This window comes from Chitinophaga nivalis (assembly GCF_025989125.1).
GTDB classification, from domain to species: Bacteria; Bacteroidota; Bacteroidia; order Chitinophagales; family Chitinophagaceae; genus Chitinophaga; species Chitinophaga nivalis.
Genome location: NZ_JAPDNR010000001.1, coordinates 33494 through 52350, shown reverse-complemented (window position 1 = coordinate 52350; position 18857 = coordinate 33494). Strand labels below are relative to the sequence as shown.

The window sequence follows — 18857 nt, the reverse complement described above, 5'->3', positions numbered from 1 at the left end:
CATTACGGCTGTACCGTACGGCGTTTTAAAAATACAAACCCATTCTTTTCCCCGATGACTTCGAGGTTGGGATGTTGACGGTAAGGCGCACTGTCTGTAATACGGCAGATGAAATATACCGGCTTATCCACTGCACCATTCAGTAACCAATCGGTCTGGTAATACTGCGGATTGGCAGGAGGAAGTTCCCGGGTATAAAAATGCTGGGCATAACTATGATAGTCGAGTGCTTTCACATAAACATCTTTCCCCTGCAGAGAACGGAAGAAATCAATGGCAGCTCCCTGTGAATACCGTTCTATCTTCGGCACAAAATGTACGACTGTTACCTGAATCATCAGAATAGTACTGATGAAAAGACATAACAACCCTCCTGTAATTTTGCGGCGTAGCAGCAGACCCGCACTCACCAGTATTAATATCATATAGGCGATACCGTAGGCCATTTCTCCAGGTGCCCACGATACATCTGCCTGCAGGTTGCCCACTGCAAATGCATCCCCGATGTGAGGAATGAGCAGGTGTTTATATATACCAGCTACCGGCAACAAAACAAGCGCGCTGCCTATCAGTAAACCGGTTACCAGCAACAGGGCGATGTGCCAGCCACGCAGGCGCAGCCGACCTCTTGATAACTTGTTGATCTGATATGCTGCCAGGAAAGACAACGGGAAGTAACAAAGCGAAGAGTAATGCACAATTTTGGTTTTCACCAGCGAAAACAGGATCAGCACCACCCAGAATAATACCCACATCCACACTTTGAAATCCTTGATTTCAGGAGCGGGCGGCGTCTGGTAGATAGATTTTTTTCTGCCTTCAAAAGCTGTGAAGAGGAAGGTGCTGGCAGGAAAACATCCGATCAGCAACACAATCCAATGATAGAAGAACGGACCGCCATGACCGGCATCAGCTGTGGTTAACAGCCGGATCTGGTAGATAATGAATTCGTTCACGAACCACCAGCCATGCAGTGCGATTTCATATCCGAACCAAAGCAGGGTAGTCAGACTGGCAAACAAGGCAATGAGCCCCAGATGCGCCGGCCGGATCGCCGTTTTACCTTTATTCCAGATCCAATAGATCAGCAGGGTGAGTAGTGCTACCAGTATGGCTACGGGGCCTTTGGTCAATACAGCCAGACCCAGGCTGGTACCGCTGAAAATGGCCATGCGCATCGGCTGGTTGCTAAAGGCAATCCGATAGGCGAAATAAACGGCTCCGAAAATAAACAGGTTAAATGCCGGATCAATAATACCGGACTTGAAATAAAAATGCGGCAGCCAGGATCCGGCATATACCAATGCCCACCATAAGCCCAACTTATCATCTGATAATTTTTTGCCGATGCCATACAAGCTCAATAAAGTAAGGATACCGATAATGGCATTCGGGAAACGGGCTGCAAATTCGTTGACACCAAATAACAGCATACTGCCCGCCTGCATCCAGATAAACAACGGCGGTTTTTCCCAGAAGGGTTTAAAGTCAATCTGCACCTGACTATAGTTGTGCGACACAATCATTTCACGGGCTGCTTCTGCAAAATTAATTTCATCCCAGTCGAACAAATGAACAGCTCCCAGAAAAGGTATGAACAGCAACGCAGCCACCAAAGCAATCAATAAATATTTCATTCCGTCTTTTTAAATATCTGTCACTACAGGACCAGCCATAATAAATAACGGATTTGTAAGGTAGATATACGGGAGATCTACCCACAAATCCGTCATTCAACTATTTCTAATACCTGTGAATTCTCTACACAGCGGAGGTATTTGCTTTCAGCAAAGCCTCCCTACATAACTCCGGGGATCCTTTGGTATCCCGGAATTTAAAGAAACCATATACAATAATGGTGCTAAGTGTGCCAATAATACTGCCCACATATACATCTGCAAAAAAGTGCTGTGCCAGATATATACGGGAATAGCCTGCCAGTAAGGCCAGCAGCACAAATACGATACCCAGTTTTTTATTGCTGGAAATAAGCGCCAGGAAACTGAACATGCCAAATGCCGCAGAGGAGTGACCGGAAGGGAAGCTGCAGCTGGAATGAACAGTCACCCATTTCACGGTATGTACCAGGGTAGATGCTTCATCTCCGAAAAAGATAATGGGTCTGGGCGCATTGAAATAATGTTTGGCTACCTGTACAATCAGGGTAACCAACAGTAATACGGCCAGTCCAATGAAGAACAATCTGAACCTTTGCGTGACCAGCATGAGGAACAGCACTACGCCAAACATAATTCCATCACCGAGGTAAGTTAACCCGGTCACAATTACATCTCCCCAGTGGGAGTGTTCTCCGTTGATGCTCAGGAATAAATCCCTTTGGCTGTGGGTTGCCAGCAACACCCCGCCCACTGCAAGCCATAGCAGAAAGGGCAGGAAGAAATAAAGATTATTTCTGAACAGTGTAAACAGCGTTTTCAATTCTGTACGTTTTTAAATTGTAGGTTGTTTCTTGAATCGTTGCAAGAACTTTTTCATTTTCTGTATACTACGAAAATAATACTCTTTATTAAAAAGTTGTGAATCATTCATGGCTTTATAAATTAAAAAAGCGGCAATCGGCAGCAGCACTATGTTTGAGAGCCACATCCCCGACCAGGTCATCATCACGCCGCTTCTGGCCATTTTTTCGCCAATCATGAAAAACACGTTAAAAATTACAAAGAAAATAACCGCGAATACCAATGGTGTACCGAGGCCTCCTTTGCGTATAATAGAGCCGAGTGGGGCGCCAATGAGGAACATCACCACGCAGGCCGCTGCGAGGGTAAATTTACGTTGCCATTCTACTTTGTGCATGAGAATGGAATTGTGTTTGTCTTCAAATTCCAGGGTGGGACTTTCCAGGGAACTTTGGGTTTCACGGATACTTTGTTCTGCTCTTTCCACTACAGCGCGCAGGTGCTTTTCAGGAACGACGGAGGCAAAGTTTTTTGTTTTCAGGGGTGGGGCAGTAGCTACCCAACCGGTGTCTTTCCAGCGATAGAATGGGTAACGTGTACTCACGTACGAATTAACGGTTTTACTGTATTGCGCTTCTACCTTCTGGAGAGAATCGATGGCTACATCCAGCTGGCGTACATTCAGCATCTGCTGGTTGGAAGCAAAGAGGTCCATGTTCAGCCGGTTGAAGGCGAAAGAGCTGAGGTCAAAGGCCTTACTGTATTTTTTAAAGCCCAGTCTTATCATGTCGCCGGGAACCGTGTAGCCCCGGTTGCCGCGTTCTTCATATCTCCAGCCATTTTCCAGGATGAAATAGAGAAAGCGTTTGTTGGCGGTCAGTACCATCTGGCCTTTTTCGGCGAGGATAATTTTGTCGCCGCCGCTGCCGGCAGTATTGTCAAATATCATCACCTGATGAATGGTCTGATTATCTTTATCTTTCTGGGCTACCTTGATGGTATAATTGGGAATATCGCGATAAAAAACGCCGGCTTTGATGTTAAATGCCGGTTTGGAATTGGTGATATCGTAGAGCAGGGATTTGGCCTGCAGGTTGGCTACGGGAATCACGTAGTTGGCAAACAGAAAGGCCAGCACGCCAATGATACTGCACACGAAGAGCAGGGGGCGGATAAAACGCAGCAGCGAGATACCGGAAGATTTAAGCGCTACCAGTTCAAAACTTTCCCCGAGGTTACCAAAAGTCATGATAGACGAAAGCAGCACGGCCAGTGGCAGCGCCAGCGTTACCAGGGTGGCGCTGGTATAGGCTATCAGCTGGATAATTACGCCGGTATCCAGGCCTTTACCTACCAGGTCATCTACGTACTTCCAGAGAAACTGCATTACCAGTACAAATAAGGTTACGAAGAAGGTGGCAACGAAGGGGCCCAGAAAAGTTTTTATGATTAGTTTGTCGAGTTTTTTCACTGATAATGCTATATTAAAAAAATGGGAATCCCGATATTCGTATACTTTGCTGATTAAACGTTTGGTTATTCACAAATATGCAAAGTATCGGAAAGCTACTAAACCGTAAAGTTAGTATGATTTCACAAAGCTATGGTAAGTAGCACCTGAAAATACCGTTAAATTATATGGAAAATTTTTGTTTGACGCCAGCAGAAGCTGCCATTGTGTCCAGCCCGACAGTTATTGAGCTGAAAAACAGCGCAATAGACAAAGTAATGGGGTTGATGGGACAGTTACAGGAAGTGTTGGCTGCTTATGACCGGACCACTGACTTTCCCTTTGATCCGGAGTGGGTGTTACAGGGAGGTAAGATTTCGAAGGGAGAGCAGTATAAACAGCTGCCCTGGGTAATGCTGGATTATCCGCGGTACTTCAATAAATCGGCTGTATTTGCCTTCAGAACGATGTTCTGGTGGGGGCATTACTTTAGTTGTACGCTGCACCTGGCAGGTACGGTAAAGGTCCGTTTCAGCGATGCTTTGGTGAACGGTTACGAAAAACTGGCCTTGGCTGGGTTTCAGGTATACGTGCAGGAAGATCCCTGGGAGCATGATTTCGAAAATGGAAACTATTCCCTCATAGGCGAAATGACTTTTGAAGACTGGAAACGATTAGTTGGCCGGCATGATTTCATTAAACTGGCAAAACCTTTTGCACTGGAGCAATGGGGAGAAATAATAACAGCAATAGCGGAGGCTTATGCAGCCCTGCTCAGTTTGCTGCATGTTAAACGTTGCAATTAGTTCCCGATGCGATGGAAGAGGTCTTTTACCTGGTATTCCCATAGCTGGCTTTGGTCCTTGATTTCCTTCTTTTCTGCGAAGTCTTTCACCACCAGGATGGTTTCGTTCGTTACTTCAGAAATTTGTATGCGGAACTCAAAATATTCTTCTTTGGGGGCATGTGTCCAATGAAGCCGGATGAATTCATCTTCAGCCTGTTCCAGTACTTCAGCTTCCTCCGCAGTGCCATTCCAGGAAAAGGAAAAAACATTATCCCTGAAGTCGACTTTATCCGCGAACCACTCCTGCAATCCGGCGGGCGTAGACAAGAATTCATACAGGATACCGGGTGAGCACCTTACCGGAAATTCTAACTCATATAGCACTTTCTTTGACATCTCTCAAATAATTAGTAAATCAATATCATCCAGTTGCAATTATAGAAAATATTTTATTCTGTCAAAATAATTTACGGATTTTTTTTAAGGAATCTCAGAAAACTTTATACACTTTAATTTTTCTATAACTATTAGAGAAAAACATAATGCGATGCGCCTATATAGGGAAACTTTCCCGCTTTTCCCTCTCTAGTGGCTGTTTTTATGTAAAATTTACAAGTGCTTAATGATCAATCGATTTTATTTGGAAATGATTTAAAAACACCAGATTTTTTTTGGGAGCTATCTAAAAAAAGTTATTTTTGTCAGGCATTCATCAAATCTTAACTTTTTCTTAACCTGTAACTGTTCCGACTCTATGTCAATGCGCCAACTTAAAATCACTAAATCCATTACCAACAGGGAATCTCAGTCCCTGGAAAAGTATTTACAGGAGATTGGGAAAGTGGATTTAATTACGCCGGAAGAAGAGGTAAACCTGGCTATCCGGATCAAGCAGGGCGATCAAAGAGCGTTGGAAAAGCTGACTAAAGCTAATTTGCGCTTTGTGGTATCCGTTGCCAAACAGTATCAGAACCAAGGCTTGTCGCTCAGTGACCTGATCAATGAGGGCAACCTGGGGTTAATTAAAGCTGCTCAACGTTTTGATGAAACGCGTGGTTTTAAATTCATTTCCTACGCTGTATGGTGGATTCGCCAGTCTATACTGCAGGCTTTGGCCGAACAGTCCAGAATCGTAAGGCTGCCACTCAACAAAGTAGGATTGAGCAACAAAATCAGTAAAGCCTATTCCCAGCTGGAACAGGAATTTGAACGGGAACCCTCTCCGGACGAACTGGCTACCATCCTCGAAATCAATACTGATGAAGTAGAGGCTACCCTGGGTGTAGCTGCCCGTCACGTATCCATGGATGCGCCGTTTGTAGATGGGGAAGATAATTCCCTCCTGGATGTACTCGAAAATCCGAATGCCGTTAGTGCAGATGAGGAACTGGATCACCACGACTCACTCCGCCGCGAAATAGAACGTTCCCTTTCCACCTTAACAGACCGTCAGAAAGATGTAATCATGCTGTACTTTGGTATTGCAGTAGAACATCCCATGTCGCTGGAAGATATCGGGGAGAAGTTTGGCCTCACCCGCGAAAGGGTACGTCAGATCAAAGACAAGGCTATTACAAAGCTGAGAACTACTTCCCGTAGCAAGTTGTTGCGCAACTACCTGGGATAGCCATGCCTGCAGACAGGTCCTTGATTGAATTAGTTATAATCATAATATTTAAAACAGAGCGAAGAAGGAAGTATACACAAAGCTTCCCCTTCGCTTTGTTTTTTTACGCGATCTCCGTCCGGACGCTAATCTTTGCTTGTCTGGCGGTAATTCCCAGGTTCTCTTTCTGCTTTCAGCCAAAAACTATACTTTTGCAATCCGTTTAAATAACCGACAATGTTTGAATCATTATCAGAGAGGCTCGATTCCGCGTTTAAGCAACTTAAAGGGGAAGGCCGCATTTCCGAAATAAATATAGCAACCACCGTAAAAGAAATCCGTCGTGCACTGGTGGATGCGGATGTGAACTATAAAATTGCCAAGGAATTTACTGATAAGGTAAAGGATAAAGCGCTGGGTGAGAAGGTATTGACTTCCATTTCCCCGGGTCAGCTGATGGTAAAAATCGTTAAAGACGAACTGGCGGAACTGATGGGTGGTACCGAAGCTGAATTCGATATCAAAACCAATCCGACGGTTGTGCTGATAGCTGGTTTGCAAGGTTCCGGTAAAACAACCTTTTCCGGTAAGCTGGCCAACTTCCTGAAAACCAAAAAATCAAAGAAACCTTTACTGGTAGCTGCCGATATCTATCGTCCGGCTGCGATTGACCAGCTGAAAGTGCTGGGAGAGCAGATCGGCGTAGAGGTGTACAGCGAACCTGAAAATAAAAATGCCGTACAGATTGCTGAAAATGCGATCAAACATGCCAAAGCACAGGGATACAACATCATCATCATCGATACGGCCGGCCGCCTCGCGGTAGACGAGCAGATGATGACCGAGGTAGCCAATGTGAAGGCAGCGGTAAAACCGCAGGAGATCCTCTTCGTGGTAGACTCCATGACGGGCCAGGATGCGGTGAACACCGCCAAAGCGTTCAACGAACGGCTGGACTTCACCGGTGTGGTACTGACCAAACTGGATGGTGATACCCGTGGTGGTGCGGCGCTGACCATCCAATACACCGTTGAAAAGCCCATCAAGTTCGTGAGCATGGGCGAAAAGATGGATACGCTCGATGTGTTTTACCCCGAACGTATGGCACAGCGTATCCTGGGGATGGGAGATATTACCACCCTGGTAGAACGCGCGCAGGCTCAGTTCGATGAAGAACAGGCGAAAAAACTGGAGAAAAAGATCCGCCAGAACCAATTCGACTTTGACGACTTCAAGGAACAACTGCAACAGATCAAGAAAATGGGTAACCTGAAAGATCTGATGGGGATGATTCCCGGAGTAGGTAAAGCGGTAAAAGACCTGGATATCAGCGATGATGCTTTTAAGGGCATTGAAGCCATGATCAACTCCATGACCGCAGCAGAACGCGGTAACCCCGATATCATCGACGGAAGCCGCCGCAAACGTATTGCAAAGGGTTCCGGTAAGGATATTCAGGACGTGAACCAGTTCATGAAGCAATTCGAACAGATGCGCCAGATGATGAAAATGATGAATAAGTTTGGCGCTGGTGGCAAGGGTTTGAAAGGTATGATGCGATAATAATTCAGGCGTATATAAATTTTTTTTGCAAATATCAACTTACTGATTACATTTGCATCCCTAATTAAACAATATTTCCTAACTCGCAAAAAATAACTCGACTTATTTATGCCAGTAAAAATCAGACTGCAGAGACATGGCGCAAAGAAGAGGCCTTTCTATTTTATCGTAGTAGCCGACGCACGCGCACCAAGAGATGGTAAATTCATCCAGAAAATTGGTACTTACAATCCTTTAACAGTTCCGGCTTCCATCAACATTGATACTGAGAAAGCATTACGTTGGTTGCAGAAAGGTGCACAACCTACCGACACTGTTAGAAGAATCCTGTCTTTCAAAGGTGTATTGTATCTGAAACACCTGTTAAGAGGTGTGACATTGAACCTGTTCGATGAGCCTACTGCTTACCAGAAGTTTGCTCAATGGCAGGCTGAACACGAACAAAAAGTTTCTGCCCGTCGGGATGGTCACAAAAAAGCAAGAGTAGCTGCACCAATCGTAAGAAAAGTGGAAGATACTCCAGCTCCGGCTAACCAGGCTCCGGCAGAAGGAGAAGGTACAGAAGCATAAAACGGCAACGTTTTAACAAATACCTGAAAGGAAATATTTGCAACCGCAAATATTTCCTTTTTTAATTTCATCCGGCGCTTTCCGGTTGACCAATTCCCTTCAATGGCTGCCCGGTACCGGACCACAGCCAAAAGCTAAAAGATGAGTAATTATTTCAGCATAGGTAAACTGGCTTCGGCACATGGCCTGCAGGGCGACCTGCTGTTACGGCACAGTTTAGGCAAACGATCGGCCCTGAAAGGGGTGACCGTTATCTTCCTGGAAGAAAGGAAAAACAGCTTTATTCCCTACTTCGTGGAAAACGTCACTGTAAAGGACAGCGAACATGTATACATCAAGCTGGAAGGCGTTGACAGTAAGGAAGCGGCCCATAAGCTGATGCCCGGACAGGTATACCTGCAGGAAGAAGACTTTAAACAGCAGACGGCTTCCTCAGCGCCCCTGGCGATGCTGGGTTTTGCCGTGGAAGATAAACAGCATGGCTTGCTGGGCAATATTGAAGAAGTGATCGAAATGCCCATGCAGGTGCTGATAAAGGTATTTATCAAGGGAAAAGAAGCCCTGTTGCCGGTCAACGAACAGTCGCTCATTAAGGTCGACAAGAAAAACCAGGTGGTATACCTGGACCTGCCGGATGGCCTGATTGAATTATACACAGCCTAGCCGTACACGGTGGATTACCCCCGGCCGGCTGCTAAAAGTTAATAAAGATGCGTATTGACATCATATCGGTATTACCGGAACTGCTGGAAAGTCCGCTTTCCCATTCCATCATGAAAAGAGCACAGGCCAAAGGGTTGCTGGAAGTACACCTGCATCCGTTGCGGCAGTACTCTTCCCTGAAACACAACCAGGTAGATGACTACCAGTTTGGCGGTGGGGCAGGCATGGTCATGATGCTGGAGCCGATTGTAAATGCGATTGAGTCGTTACAGGCCAAAGTGCAGTACGATGAAATCATTTACCTGACGCCCGATGGGGAAACGCTGAATCAGCAAATGGCCAATCAGTTATCGCTGAAAGGCAACCTGCTGATGCTTTGCGGCCACTATAAAGGCATCGACCAGCGTATCCGGGATCATTTTATTACCAAAGAGATCTCCATCGGGGATTATGTGCTTTCCGGCGGTGAGCTGGGGGCAGCTGTTTTGGTAGATGCGATCGGGCGGTTGCTGCCCGGCGTACTGAATGATGAAACCAGCGCTTTATTTGATTCTTTTCAGGACAATCTGCTGGCACCACCGGTATATACCAGGCCGGTAGACTTCCGGGGCTGGAAAGTACCGGATATCCTGCTGAGCGGTGATCATAAAAAAATTGATGACTGGCGGCACCAGCAAGCCCTGGACAGAACCCGGGAACGTCGCCCGGATCTATTGTAAATGAATGATTTATAAGTTATAATGAGAGTATTATTTACCAAACAGCAGATTTGTTGTTTTTTAATTTGGTAAATGCTATTTCTTGACTTACTTTTGCACTCCCATAAATATTTGAAAGATGAACGCAATTTCGTTTGTTCACGAACAACTGACAGCAAATAAACAGTACCCGAAGTTTAAAGCAGGCGACAACGTCACTGTCAATTATAAAATCGTGGAAGGTAATAAAGAAAGGATTCAGTCCTTTAAAGGTGATGTGGTGAAAATCCAGGGTACAGGGTTTACTGCGTCTTTCACCGTTAGAAAAATTTCTGATGGCATTGGTGTGGAAAGACTGTTTCCGCTTTACTCTCCTAACATCGATGGTATCGTGTTAAACAAGGTAGGTAAAGTAAGAAGAGCGAAACTTTATTATCTGCGTGAGCGCGCTGGTAAGAAAGCCCGTATCAAAGAAAAAAGGGTTTAGTATAAATACAGGGAAATTTGTTAAAGGCGGGGCCATCCGGTTCCGCTTTTTTCGTATGCTTAAAATGGTATTAAATATCTCCGGGAGATACCGATACGGGTGAAAAACCCGATTTTATCAGCTATCTTTGCCGGCAGAACTTTATAAACTTTTAAGATAATGACTGCTGTTTTTGTAAAATCATCTTTTTTAATTCTTCAGGATATAGGTATGTCTGAGCTGTTGCTGATTGCCGTGGTGGTTTTGTTGCTGTTTGGAGGTAAAAAAATCCCCGAATTAATGCGTGGCCTGGGTAAAGGTATCCGTGAGTTCAATGACGCCAAAAACAATGTGCGTCAGGAAATTGAAGAAGGCATGAGAGAAAAACCCGCTCAGCCTGCACAACCAGCCACTACAGATACACCACTGGCTACTGCGAAAGATACGCCAGCTCACAACGGTTAATATATTGATTTGCCGCTTTGGAGTATTGAACCCTGATTTATTTCATCTTTAACTGATTTAGCTTTGTCTGAATTCAGCAGTATAATTACTTTCCATAAAGCATTATACGCCGGCAGCACAAGTTGCACGGAGAAGGTACGCTATTACCTGAACCGGATAGCACAGTTAAAACATTTGAATGCCTTCCTGGAAGTATTTGAGGAGGAGGCGCTGGAGAAAGCACGTGAACTGGATGAACGTATAAAAAACGGACAACCGGTAGGTGCCCTGGCAGGTGTGGTGGTAGGTATTAAAGATGTAATCTGCTATAAAGGCCATAATATAAATGCCGCTTCCCATATACTGGAAGGGTTTACTTCTCTTTTCTCTGCTACGGCAGTAGAAAGACTACTGGCTGCTGATGCCATTATCATTGGTAACCTGAATTGCGACGAGTTCGCGATGGGATCTACCAATGAGAATTCCGCATTTGGCCCTACGTTGAATGCACTGGATAACTCCCGGGTACCGGGCGGCTCTTCCGGTGGATCAGCTGTAGCAGTACAGGCAGACCTTTGTCAGGTGAGTCTGGGAAGTGACACTGGCGGCTCTGTTCGCCAACCGGCCGATTTTTGCGGTATAGTGGGCCTGAAACCCACTTATGGTCGCATATCCCGGTACGGATTAATCGCCTACGCGTCATCTTTTGATCAAATAGGCATCTTTGGCAAGGATATTGCCGATGTGGCGGCAGTTCTACAAGTGATGGCAGGACCGGATGAGTTTGATAGTACGGCTTCTCAAAAGGAAGTACCTGATTATCAAAAACATCTTACAGACAATAAATCCTTCAAATTCGCGTATTTAAGAGATGCGCAGTACCATGACGGATTAGATGCAGAGATGAAAGATCGCTACATCGACTTTTTTGAGGAATTGCAGACATTAGGACATACCGTTTCCGGGAGCAGTTTTGAATACCTGGATTATGTAGTGCCAGCCTATTATGTGCTCACTACAGCGGAAGCGTCCTCCAATTTGTCCCGGTATGATGGGGTGAAATTTGGACACAGAACAAACGAACAGAACCTGGATCTGACAGAATTTTACAAAAAAAACAGATCAGAAGGATTTGGTAAAGAAGTAAAACGTCGTATATTACTCGGGACTTTTGTACTAAGTGCGGGATATTATGACGCATATTATACTAAGGCACAACAAGTTAGGCGTCTGGTTACCGATAAACTCAACGATATTTTAGAGCAGTACGACGCCATTTTAATGCCAACTGTGCCATCCACAGCATTTAAGATAGGGGAAAAGATGGATGACCCTATAGCTATGTACCTCGCAGATATTTATACGGTACTGGCAAATCTGGCAGGGGTTCCGGCTATTTCCGTTCCCTTGTACCGGCATTCAAACGGAATGCCTTATGGTGTACAGATCATCACAAAGAAGTTTAACGAAGCGAGCCTGTTGCAAATAGCCAACCAATTAATGGCTAAAGAGCAGGTTACTGTTGTTTAAAATAAATTGTATGACAAGAATCTTTTTACTACTGCTGTTGCCAGCATTGTGTTTAGGAAGTGTAGAAGTATTGGGGCGCAATAGCAATCCTAAAGAGACGGTGTATGCTGTAAATGCACCCGATACCACTGTAAGAGTGAATCATAAGGTGCGTTTACCTAAGGATACCACTATTCAGGCCACACCGACCACTGTAGCGGTAAAACAAGCAGCGCAAAGCCTGCCCAATACTATTCGCAGCGCGAAAGTATATGAGCAGATCAACAATAACCTCGTTGCAGGTTATGTGAACAATTATGCTACCCGGTACGGCCAGCACCTGCAGGTGATGGTTGACAGGGGCCAGCCTTATTTTGTAATGATCGAAAAAATCTTCCGGGAACATGGTATTCCGGAGGAAATGAAATACCTGGCTGTTATCGAATCCAGCTTTAATACCAACGCCCGTTCCAGGGTAGGGGCAGTAGGCGCCTGGCAGTTTATGGCCGGCACCGCCCGTATCTTCGGTCTGAACGTAGGTAAGAAAGTGGATGAAAGAAAGGATTTCTATAAATCTACGATGGCAGCAGCCCAGTACCTGACCCGGTTATACGACCAGTTTGGAGATTGGTTGCTGGTAGTAGGAGCGTACAACTGTGGTCCCGGCGGCATACAACGTGCCATGAAAGCCAGCGGCCGCGAAGACTTCTGGGGCATGCAATATTTCCTGCCTGCAGAAACCCGCAATCATGTGTACAAATTTATCGCTACCGGTTACATCCTGGATCGTTTCAACAACTTCTTTGGTGTAAGCGACGATAACACAGTTGCCCTGGCACAGCCTACTGAAAATGTAACGGCTTCCTATGCTACTGTATCTAAAGGTGCACTGACCGAAGACGAAATTTACAATACCGTAGAAATCAATGTGAGTGGTAAATACCGCCTGGAAGCTATCGCTAAAAAGCTGGACATGCCTGTAGCAGAACTGGATCGTTTCAATCCGGGTTTCGCCAAAGCTATGGCTAGTGCTGAAAACAGCTATGACCTGCGTATTCCGAAAGAGAAGATGAAGCAGTTTATGGCGGAGAAAGACGAAATGCTGAAAGAATCGGTGCAACTCACCCTGGATGATAAAGCCACCGGTGTAGACAGATCGAAGTTCCCGCCACCAGCTAAAATGCCGGAAAAAAATGCGGTAGCGAAGAAAACGACTACTGTTTCCGGTGCAGGTAAGAAACATCATTCCGTTTCCAGAAAACACAGCTCCGCTAAGAAATCAGCGGCTTCCAAAAAAGCGAAAACAACTACCGGAAAAAAGAAAACACATAAAAAGAGATAATCTCCGGTATACCTTATAGCAAAACGGCTGTATCATTATTTGATACAGCCGTTTTGCATTTATATACAATTTATACTGTTAACCGGAGACCAGCGATGGGTATCCCGGTAAAGGAATGCGTACTTGTTTTAAGCAGCAGATACTCCCTTGTTATTGCTTCAAGTAAAAGGGGTGGTATCCAAACAGGATACCACCCCTTTTACCTGGAAGCTGATTACTGATGTACATTTCCATCAACTATCAGCACTGCTGATGCACGATTGTTATAGCATAAACATCTTTTTCCTTTTCTCCGCAAACGCTACCAGGTCCAGGAGAGGGCCGGTCATAAAGGTCGTGGCCAATGCCATCAGTACCATCATGGTGAATATCTCCGGAGAAAGAATACCTAAATCAAAACCGATGTTGAGTACTACCAGTTCCATGAGTCCCCGGGTATTCATCAGCGCGCCGATAGACACCGCCTGGCTCCAGGATTGTCCCATCATACGGGCCGTAATGGCACTGCCACCGAACTTACCGGTTACCGCTACCAGCATGATCATACCAAATACCACCCACAACCAGCTGGCATCCAGTAAGCCGATATAGGTGCGGAGACCCGTAAAGGCAAAGAAAATAGGCAGTAATACTACCACGCTTACATCTTCCAGTTTATCGGTGAGTAATTGTTTGATATCGCTGTTGGCGGGCATGATCGCTCCGGCCAGGAAGGCGCCGAATAAGGCATGTATACCAATGGCTTCTGCCAGCCAGGCTGCAATCAGCAAGGTGAAGAAAACGAGGGATACAGCTGCTTTCTGCCGGCCTTTCTGCAGATGAAACTGAATGGTGCGGGCCAGCCAGGGGCGTATCAGCCATAGCATAATGCCTACAAAAAGGAAAGCCAGTACAATCGTGATAACGGCGCTCCATACGCCACCGGCATTTACAATGGCAACAATGACAGCCAGCACACACCAGGCCGTAACATCATCGGCGGCCGCACAGGTAATGGCCATGATACCGAGTGGGGTGTGGGTTAGTTTTCTTTCCTGCACGATGCGCGCCAGTACCGGAAATGCGGTAATACTCATAGCGATGCCCATAAACAGCGCAAATGAGAGGAAACTGACGTTGGCAGGGGCGAAGTCCGCAAACAGAAAATAAGCCAGCCAAACGCCCAGAAAAAACGGAATAATGATGCTGGCATGGCTGATCATGACGGCATCATGTGCTTTATTCCTGATTTTGCTGAGGTCCAGCTCCATTCCTACAATGAACATAAAGAAGGCCAGACCGATCTGACTGAGGAACTGCAGGTTCTTCAAAGATGCTGCGGGGAACAAAAAGGTAGCGAAGGAAGGGGATAACCAGCCTAATAAAGAAGGCCCCAGTAATACGCCGGCAATGATTTCGCCTACTACGGCAGGTTGCCCGATTCTGTTGGCCAGCCAGCCAAAGCAGCGGGATGCCAGCATGATCACAATGATCTGCAATAATAACAGGCAAAGCGGATGTTGCAGGTTACTGAAGTATTGCCACCAGGAATCGGTTGTGGCGGCGTGTGCAGCGGTTGTTACAGCGGCAGCAGCTTTGGCAGGATGCACAGGCAGGGATTGTCCTTTCTGGAGGATAATCCAGATCAGGGCTGCAAATATGCCGATAACAACCGGATACAGGAGCAGGCGTTTGTTCATGGTGGAAAGATTGATGCGGAGGGTATAAATAAGGGAGAAGATATACACGAATCAATGCCGCCTTTATCTTCTCCCATATACATGATTTTTTTACCGGTGTTGATTATGCCCCTTTGATAGCTGCTACACCTGGTAATTCTTTTCCTTCAAAGAATTCCAGCATGGCGCCACCACCTGTGGATACATAGCTTACTTTTTCTGCCAGTCCGAACTGATTCACGGCTGCTACAGAGTCGCCGCCGCCTACCAGTGAGAAGGCGCCCTGGGCAGTGGCAGTAACGATAGCATCAGCTACGCCTTTGGTACCTGCCTGGAAAGGAAGCATTTCAAATACACCCATCGGGCCATTCCATAAAATGGTTTTGGAAGCCAGGATGGTCTGCGTAAACAGGGCTACGGAATCCGGACCAATGTCCAGGCCCATCCAGCCGGCAGGAATATTATCGTTGGAAACTACCTGTGTAGCTGCATCTGCGGCAAATTTATCAGCTGCTACAGAGTCTACTGGGAGCAGGAATTGTACGCCTTTTGCTTTGGCTTTTACCAGCAGTTCGTTGGCGAGGTCCAGTTTATCATTTTCGCAGAGGGAGTTACCGATTTCTTTTCCCTGTGCTTTCAGGAAAGTATAGGCCATACCACCGCCAATAATGATATTGTTGGCGCGCTCCATCAGGGTTTCGATGATCAGAATTTTGTCGCTTACTTTAGCGCCACCCAGGATGGCGGTAAAAGGAGCAGCAGCATTGTTGAATACTTTTTCTGCATTGCTTACTTCGGCTTCCATGAGCAGGCCGAAGAGGCGGTTTTCAGGAGCGAAGTACTGCGCAATGACAGCGGTAGATGCGTGCGCGCGGTGAGCCGTACCAAATGCATCATTGACATATACGTTACCGAGTTTAGACAGCTCTTCTGCAAATCCGGCATCCCCTTTTTCTTCCAGTTTGTGGAAGCGCAGGTTTTCCAGCAACAGCACTTCACCCATCTGCAGATCAGCCGCCGCTTTTTCCGCTACCGGACCTGTACAGTCGGTTGCGAATTTAACGGTAACGCCATCCAGCAGGGAAATGAGGTGATACACCAGGTGTTTTAAAGAGTATTTATCGGTAGGACCGTCTTTCGGACGACCGAGGTGGGACATGAGGATGACAGCACCGCCATCTTTCAATATCTTTTTAATAGTAGGAACGGCTGCCCGCATGCGGGTATCGTCGGTGATTTCAAATTTATCGTTCAGGGGAACGTTGAAATCTACGCGTACCAAGGCTTTCTGGCCGTTGAAGTTATAATCGGAAAATTGGCTCATATATGTCGGTTTTGCTAATGGAAAGATGGCTCCATAAAAAAACCGCGGACCAACAGCACAAAGCAGGTATCAACCAAAGAAATCTGGCATATTGCTGTGATGGTGTAGTTCCGCGGAATGAACAACTCCCGGTTTGCACCGGGAGTGTATAAAATATTATTTGCTGATCAGACCGGCGAAGTACTTAACAGTACGCACCAGTTGTGATACATAGCTCATTTCGTTGTCGTACCAGGAAACGGTTTTTACCAGCTGCTGCTCACCTACAGATAATACTCTGGTTTGGGTAGCATCGAACAGGGAACCGTAGTCGATACCGATGATATCGGAGCTAACTATTTCGTCTTCTGTATAACCGAAAGATTCGTTGGCAGCGGCTTTCATCGCAGCATTTACTTCATCAACGGTTACTTTTTTGTTCAGGATGGAAGTCAGCTCAGTGAGGGAACCTGTGATAGTAGGTACACGTTGTGCGCTACCATCCAGTTTACCTTTCAGTTCTGGCAATACCAGGCCGATTGCTTTGGCAGCACCGGTGCTGTTAGGCACGATGTTGGCTGCAGCAGCGCGTGCGCGGCGCAGGTCACCTTTTGGATGTGGTGCATCCAGGGTGTTCTGATCGTTGGTATAAGCGTGTATAGTGGTCATTAAACCGGAAGCAATACCAAACTGGTCGTTCAGGACTTTCGCCATAGGAGCGAGACAGTTGGTGGTGCAGGAAGCGCAGGAGATAACGGTTTCGCTGCCATCCAGTAAAGCGTGGTTCACGTTGAAAACGATGGTTTTCAGATCACCGGTAGCAGGAGCAGAAATTACTACACGTTTAGCACCAGCGGTGATGTGTGCGGAAGCTTTGTCTTTGTCAGCAAAGAAACCGGTACACTCGATCACTACATCTATATCGTGCTCTTTCCATGGAATCTGGGAAGGATCTTTTTGTGCATATATCTTCACATCTTCACCGTTCACATTAATTGCGTTGTCAGAATGTGTAACTGTTGCATCAAATCTACCCTGCGCTGAATCATATTTCAGCAAATGCGCCAGTACGTTGGGGCTGGTGAGATCATTGATAGCTACCACATCAATGCCGGGCATTTTGTAAATCTGGCGGTATACCAAACGGCCGATACGACCGAAACCATTAATACCAATTTTGAGAGTAGTTCCCATTTTACATCGTGATTTGAGTATGAAAAAATCGAGAGCGAATTTACAATCTATACCTTTAGGAATCAATAGAAATTTAGAACATTGAAATATTTTTTGGAAATTTAAAATAAGATCATACATTTGCAATCCCAAACGAGACATGCCGCGTTGGTCAAGGGGTTAAGACGCCTCCCTTTCACGGAGGAATCACGGGTTCGATTCCCGTACGTGGTACAAGAGAAAGGACTTCTGCAAAGAAGTCCTTTTTTTATTTCCCCCCTGCCCATCCTTCCTCCGCTGTCAGCATCTGCATAAATCTATCATTGACAATTATTTAATATCATTTAGTCGTAGTAAATTTCCATAAAGTCTGCGCCCATGAAAAAGAAGAAAGCAGTGAATATCCTGTTGAATATGCATCCGCTACAGCGGGTATTGGTTAGCCTGGGGCTTACACTGGCCGCGTTGCTGGGGCTGCAGCTCAGTAAAATTCATTTGCCGGACCTGGTATACTACATGCTGCTGTGGGACGTATTTGCGCTCTCCTATATCACTACCGGCTGGATTGTATTCTTTAACCGGTCGGTGGAACAGATCCGGCAATGGGCCCGGGTAGATGATGGCAGCCGCTTTTTTGTATCTTTTATCATTCTGCTGGCCTCTTTCTCCAGCCTGTTTACGGTGTTGCTGCTGATGTTATCTCCGGATACCTCCCATACACCCAAACTCCTTTACCTGCCGGTGGCCATTACCAGTATGCTGGCATCGTGGGTGATGGTACATACTACCTTCTGTTTTCATTATGCGAACCTGTACTATGATGATGACGACCAGGATAGTACGCGGCATGCAGCAGGACTGGAGTTTCCCAAAGAGAAAAGACCGGACTACCTCGACTTTGCCTATTTTTCTTTTGTAATCGGGATGACCTTTCAGGTGTCTGATGTACAGATAGACTCCCGGGTGATCCGTCGCACGGCATTATTGCATGGGTTAATATCCTTTGCACTCAATACTTTCGTCGTGGCATTGACCATTAACCTGATTGCCGGGTTAAAAGAATAAAGCAGACGTGTAGGCTTAGCCGTTATATCGCCGGAATATTTTTTATGATTACGTCATATAACTGATTGAAATACTTACATCTCTTTGCTATAGCCGGTTTGCGTAGGATGTTATATTGTTATCCAGTAGGTGAAAAGACA

Annotated in this window: 18 protein-coding genes and 1 tRNA gene; 12 read left to right on the top strand and 7 right to left on the bottom strand. The window is 46.0% G+C overall.

Annotated features, from left to right (window positions below; genetic code table 11):
* Positions 1-2 precede the first annotated feature (2 nt).
* From OL444_RS00235 to OL444_RS00225, 3 genes are all read right to left on the bottom strand, one after another.
* On the bottom strand, positions 3-1637 hold the full coding sequence (locus tag OL444_RS00235; RefSeq protein WP_264735261.1) for an ArnT family glycosyltransferase: 1635 nt from the start codon (positions 1635-1637) through the stop codon (positions 3-5).
* Positions 1638-1761: 124 nt separating this feature from the next.
* Positions 1762-2439 (bottom strand): phosphatase PAP2 family protein, encoded by a 678-nt coding sequence (locus OL444_RS00230; protein WP_264735262.1) that lies wholly within the window; start codon positions 2437-2439, stop codon positions 1762-1764.
* A 12-nt stretch (positions 2440-2451) separates the two neighbouring features.
* Complete coding sequence (locus OL444_RS00225; protein ID WP_264735263.1) at positions 2452-3891, bottom strand: LptF/LptG family permease; 1440 nt, start codon at positions 3889-3891, stop codon at positions 2452-2454.
* 167 nt (positions 3892-4058) lie between these two features.
* Between OL444_RS00225 and OL444_RS00220 the strand changes: the two genes are divergently transcribed.
* The gene (locus OL444_RS00220) at positions 4059-4676 is read left to right on the top strand and encodes a hypothetical protein (protein ID WP_264735264.1); all 618 of its coding nucleotides are present in this window, start codon (positions 4059-4061) and stop codon (positions 4674-4676) included.
* On the opposite strand, the gene OL444_RS00215 is transcribed toward OL444_RS00220, so the two are convergent.
* The gene (locus OL444_RS00215; protein WP_264735265.1) at positions 4673-5053 is read right to left on the bottom strand and encodes an START-like domain-containing protein; all 381 of its coding nucleotides are present in this window, start codon (positions 5051-5053) and stop codon (positions 4673-4675) included. The genes OL444_RS00220 and OL444_RS00215 overlap by 4 nt on opposite strands.
* 364 nt (positions 5054-5417) lie before the next feature.
* On the opposite strand from OL444_RS00215, the gene OL444_RS00210 reads away from it, so the two are divergent.
* The 9 genes from OL444_RS00210 to OL444_RS00170 all read left to right on the top strand — a co-directional run bounded on the left by OL444_RS00210 (position 5418) and on the right by OL444_RS00170 (position 13518).
* Positions 5418-6284, top strand: a complete 867-nt coding sequence (locus tag OL444_RS00210) for a sigma-70 family RNA polymerase sigma factor (RefSeq protein ID WP_264735266.1) — start codon at positions 5418-5420, stop codon at positions 6282-6284.
* A gap of 216 nt (positions 6285-6500) precedes the next feature.
* The gene (gene ffh, locus OL444_RS00205) at positions 6501-7826 is read left to right on the top strand and encodes a signal recognition particle protein (protein ID WP_264735267.1); all 1326 of its coding nucleotides are present in this window, start codon (positions 6501-6503) and stop codon (positions 7824-7826) included.
* A gap of 108 nt (positions 7827-7934) precedes the next feature.
* Positions 7935-8396 (top strand): 30S ribosomal protein S16, encoded by a 462-nt coding sequence (gene rpsP, locus OL444_RS31745; protein ID WP_307734751.1) that lies wholly within the window; start codon positions 7935-7937, stop codon positions 8394-8396.
* A 141-nt stretch (positions 8397-8537) separates the two neighbouring features.
* Positions 8538-9059 carry a ribosome maturation factor RimM gene (gene rimM / locus OL444_RS00195; protein WP_264735268.1) on the top strand — a complete coding sequence of 174 codons (522 nt, stop codon included), beginning with the start codon at positions 8538-8540 and terminating at the stop codon, positions 9057-9059.
* Positions 9060-9106: 47 nt separating this feature from the next.
* Positions 9107-9778: a tRNA (guanosine(37)-N1)-methyltransferase TrmD gene (trmD, locus tag OL444_RS00190; protein ID WP_264735269.1), complete on the top strand. Its 672-nt coding sequence runs from the start codon at positions 9107-9109 to the stop codon at positions 9776-9778.
* 118 nt (positions 9779-9896) lie between these two features.
* On the top strand, positions 9897-10244 hold the full coding sequence (gene rplS, locus OL444_RS00185) for a 50S ribosomal protein L19 (protein ID WP_127044102.1): 348 nt from the start codon (positions 9897-9899) through the stop codon (positions 10242-10244).
* A 210-nt stretch (positions 10245-10454) separates the two neighbouring features.
* Positions 10455-10688, top strand: a complete 234-nt coding sequence (locus OL444_RS00180; RefSeq protein ID WP_264735270.1) for a Sec-independent protein translocase subunit TatA/TatB — start codon at positions 10455-10457, stop codon at positions 10686-10688.
* A gap of 63 nt (positions 10689-10751) precedes the next feature.
* Positions 10752-12197 carry an Asp-tRNA(Asn)/Glu-tRNA(Gln) amidotransferase subunit GatA gene (gene gatA / locus OL444_RS00175; RefSeq protein ID WP_264735271.1) on the top strand — a complete coding sequence of 482 codons (1446 nt, stop codon included), beginning with the start codon at positions 10752-10754 and terminating at the stop codon, positions 12195-12197.
* Positions 12198-12207: 10 nt separating this feature from the next.
* On the top strand, positions 12208-13518 hold the full coding sequence (locus OL444_RS00170) for a lytic transglycosylase domain-containing protein (protein ID WP_264735272.1): 1311 nt from the start codon (positions 12208-12210) through the stop codon (positions 13516-13518).
* A 263-nt stretch (positions 13519-13781) separates the two neighbouring features.
* On the opposite strand, the gene OL444_RS00165 is transcribed toward OL444_RS00170, so the two are convergent.
* From OL444_RS00165 to gap, 3 genes are all read right to left on the bottom strand, one after another.
* Positions 13782-15197, bottom strand: a complete 1416-nt coding sequence (locus OL444_RS00165) for a cation:proton antiporter domain-containing protein (protein WP_264735273.1) — start codon at positions 15195-15197, stop codon at positions 13782-13784.
* A gap of 103 nt (positions 15198-15300) precedes the next feature.
* Entirely contained in the window at positions 15301-16500 is a 1200-nt protein-coding gene (locus OL444_RS00160; protein ID WP_264735274.1) for a phosphoglycerate kinase, read from the bottom strand.
* 156 nt (positions 16501-16656) lie between these two features.
* Complete coding sequence (gene gap, locus OL444_RS00155) at positions 16657-17673, bottom strand: type I glyceraldehyde-3-phosphate dehydrogenase (RefSeq protein WP_264735275.1); 1017 nt, start codon at positions 17671-17673, stop codon at positions 16657-16659.
* Between the two features lie 141 nt (positions 17674-17814).
* On the opposite strand from gap, the gene OL444_RS00150 reads away from it, so the two are divergent.
* Both OL444_RS00150 and OL444_RS00145 read left to right on the top strand, forming a co-directional pair.
* Positions 17815-17886, top strand: a tRNA-Glu gene (locus OL444_RS00150).
* 144 nt (positions 17887-18030) lie between these two features.
* Positions 18031-18717 carry a DUF1345 domain-containing protein gene (locus tag OL444_RS00145; RefSeq protein ID WP_264735276.1) on the top strand — a complete coding sequence of 229 codons (687 nt, stop codon included), beginning with the start codon at positions 18031-18033 and terminating at the stop codon, positions 18715-18717.
* Positions 18718-18857: the final 140 nt, after the last annotated feature.

What these genes read in the sequence shown, in the direction of transcription:
- OL444_RS00180 (WP_264735270.1), top strand. Translation starts at nt 10,455, where the DNA reads ATGTCTGAGCTGTTGCTGATTGCCGTGGTGGTTTTGTTGCTGTTTGGA.
- trmD (WP_264735269.1), top strand. Translation starts at nt 9,107, where the DNA reads ATGCGTATTGACATCATATCGGTATTACCGGAACTGCTGGAAAGTCCG.
- OL444_RS00210 (WP_264735266.1), top strand. Translation starts at nt 5,418, where the DNA reads ATGCGCCAACTTAAAATCACTAAATCCATTACCAACAGGGAATCTCAG.
- rimM (WP_264735268.1), top strand. Translation starts at nt 8,538, where the DNA reads ATGAGTAATTATTTCAGCATAGGTAAACTGGCTTCGGCACATGGCCTG.
- OL444_RS00215 (WP_264735265.1), bottom strand. Translation starts at nt 5,053, where the DNA reads ATGTCAAAGAAAGTGCTATATGAGTTAGAATTTCCGGTAAGGTGCTCA.
- ffh (WP_264735267.1), top strand. Translation starts at nt 6,501, where the DNA reads ATGTTTGAATCATTATCAGAGAGGCTCGATTCCGCGTTTAAGCAACTT.
- OL444_RS00165 (WP_264735273.1), bottom strand. Translation starts at nt 15,197, where the DNA reads ATGAACAAACGCCTGCTCCTGTATCCGGTTGTTATCGGCATATTTGCA.
- OL444_RS00145 (WP_264735276.1), top strand. Translation starts at nt 18,031, where the DNA reads ATGAAAAAGAAGAAAGCAGTGAATATCCTGTTGAATATGCATCCGCTA.
- OL444_RS00160 (WP_264735274.1), bottom strand. Translation starts at nt 16,500, where the DNA reads ATGAGCCAATTTTCCGATTATAACTTCAACGGCCAGAAAGCCTTGGTA.
- OL444_RS00235 (WP_264735261.1), bottom strand. Translation starts at nt 1,637, where the DNA reads ATGAAATATTTATTGATTGCTTTGGTGGCTGCGTTGCTGTTCATACCT.
- OL444_RS00170 (WP_264735272.1), top strand. Translation starts at nt 12,208, where the DNA reads ATGACAAGAATCTTTTTACTACTGCTGTTGCCAGCATTGTGTTTAGGA.
- rplS (WP_127044102.1), top strand. Translation starts at nt 9,897, where the DNA reads ATGAACGCAATTTCGTTTGTTCACGAACAACTGACAGCAAATAAACAG.
- gap (WP_264735275.1), bottom strand. Translation starts at nt 17,673, where the DNA reads ATGGGAACTACTCTCAAAATTGGTATTAATGGTTTCGGTCGTATCGGC.
- rpsP (WP_307734751.1), top strand. Translation starts at nt 7,935, where the DNA reads ATGCCAGTAAAAATCAGACTGCAGAGACATGGCGCAAAGAAGAGGCCT.
- OL444_RS00220 (WP_264735264.1), top strand. Translation starts at nt 4,059, where the DNA reads ATGGAAAATTTTTGTTTGACGCCAGCAGAAGCTGCCATTGTGTCCAGC.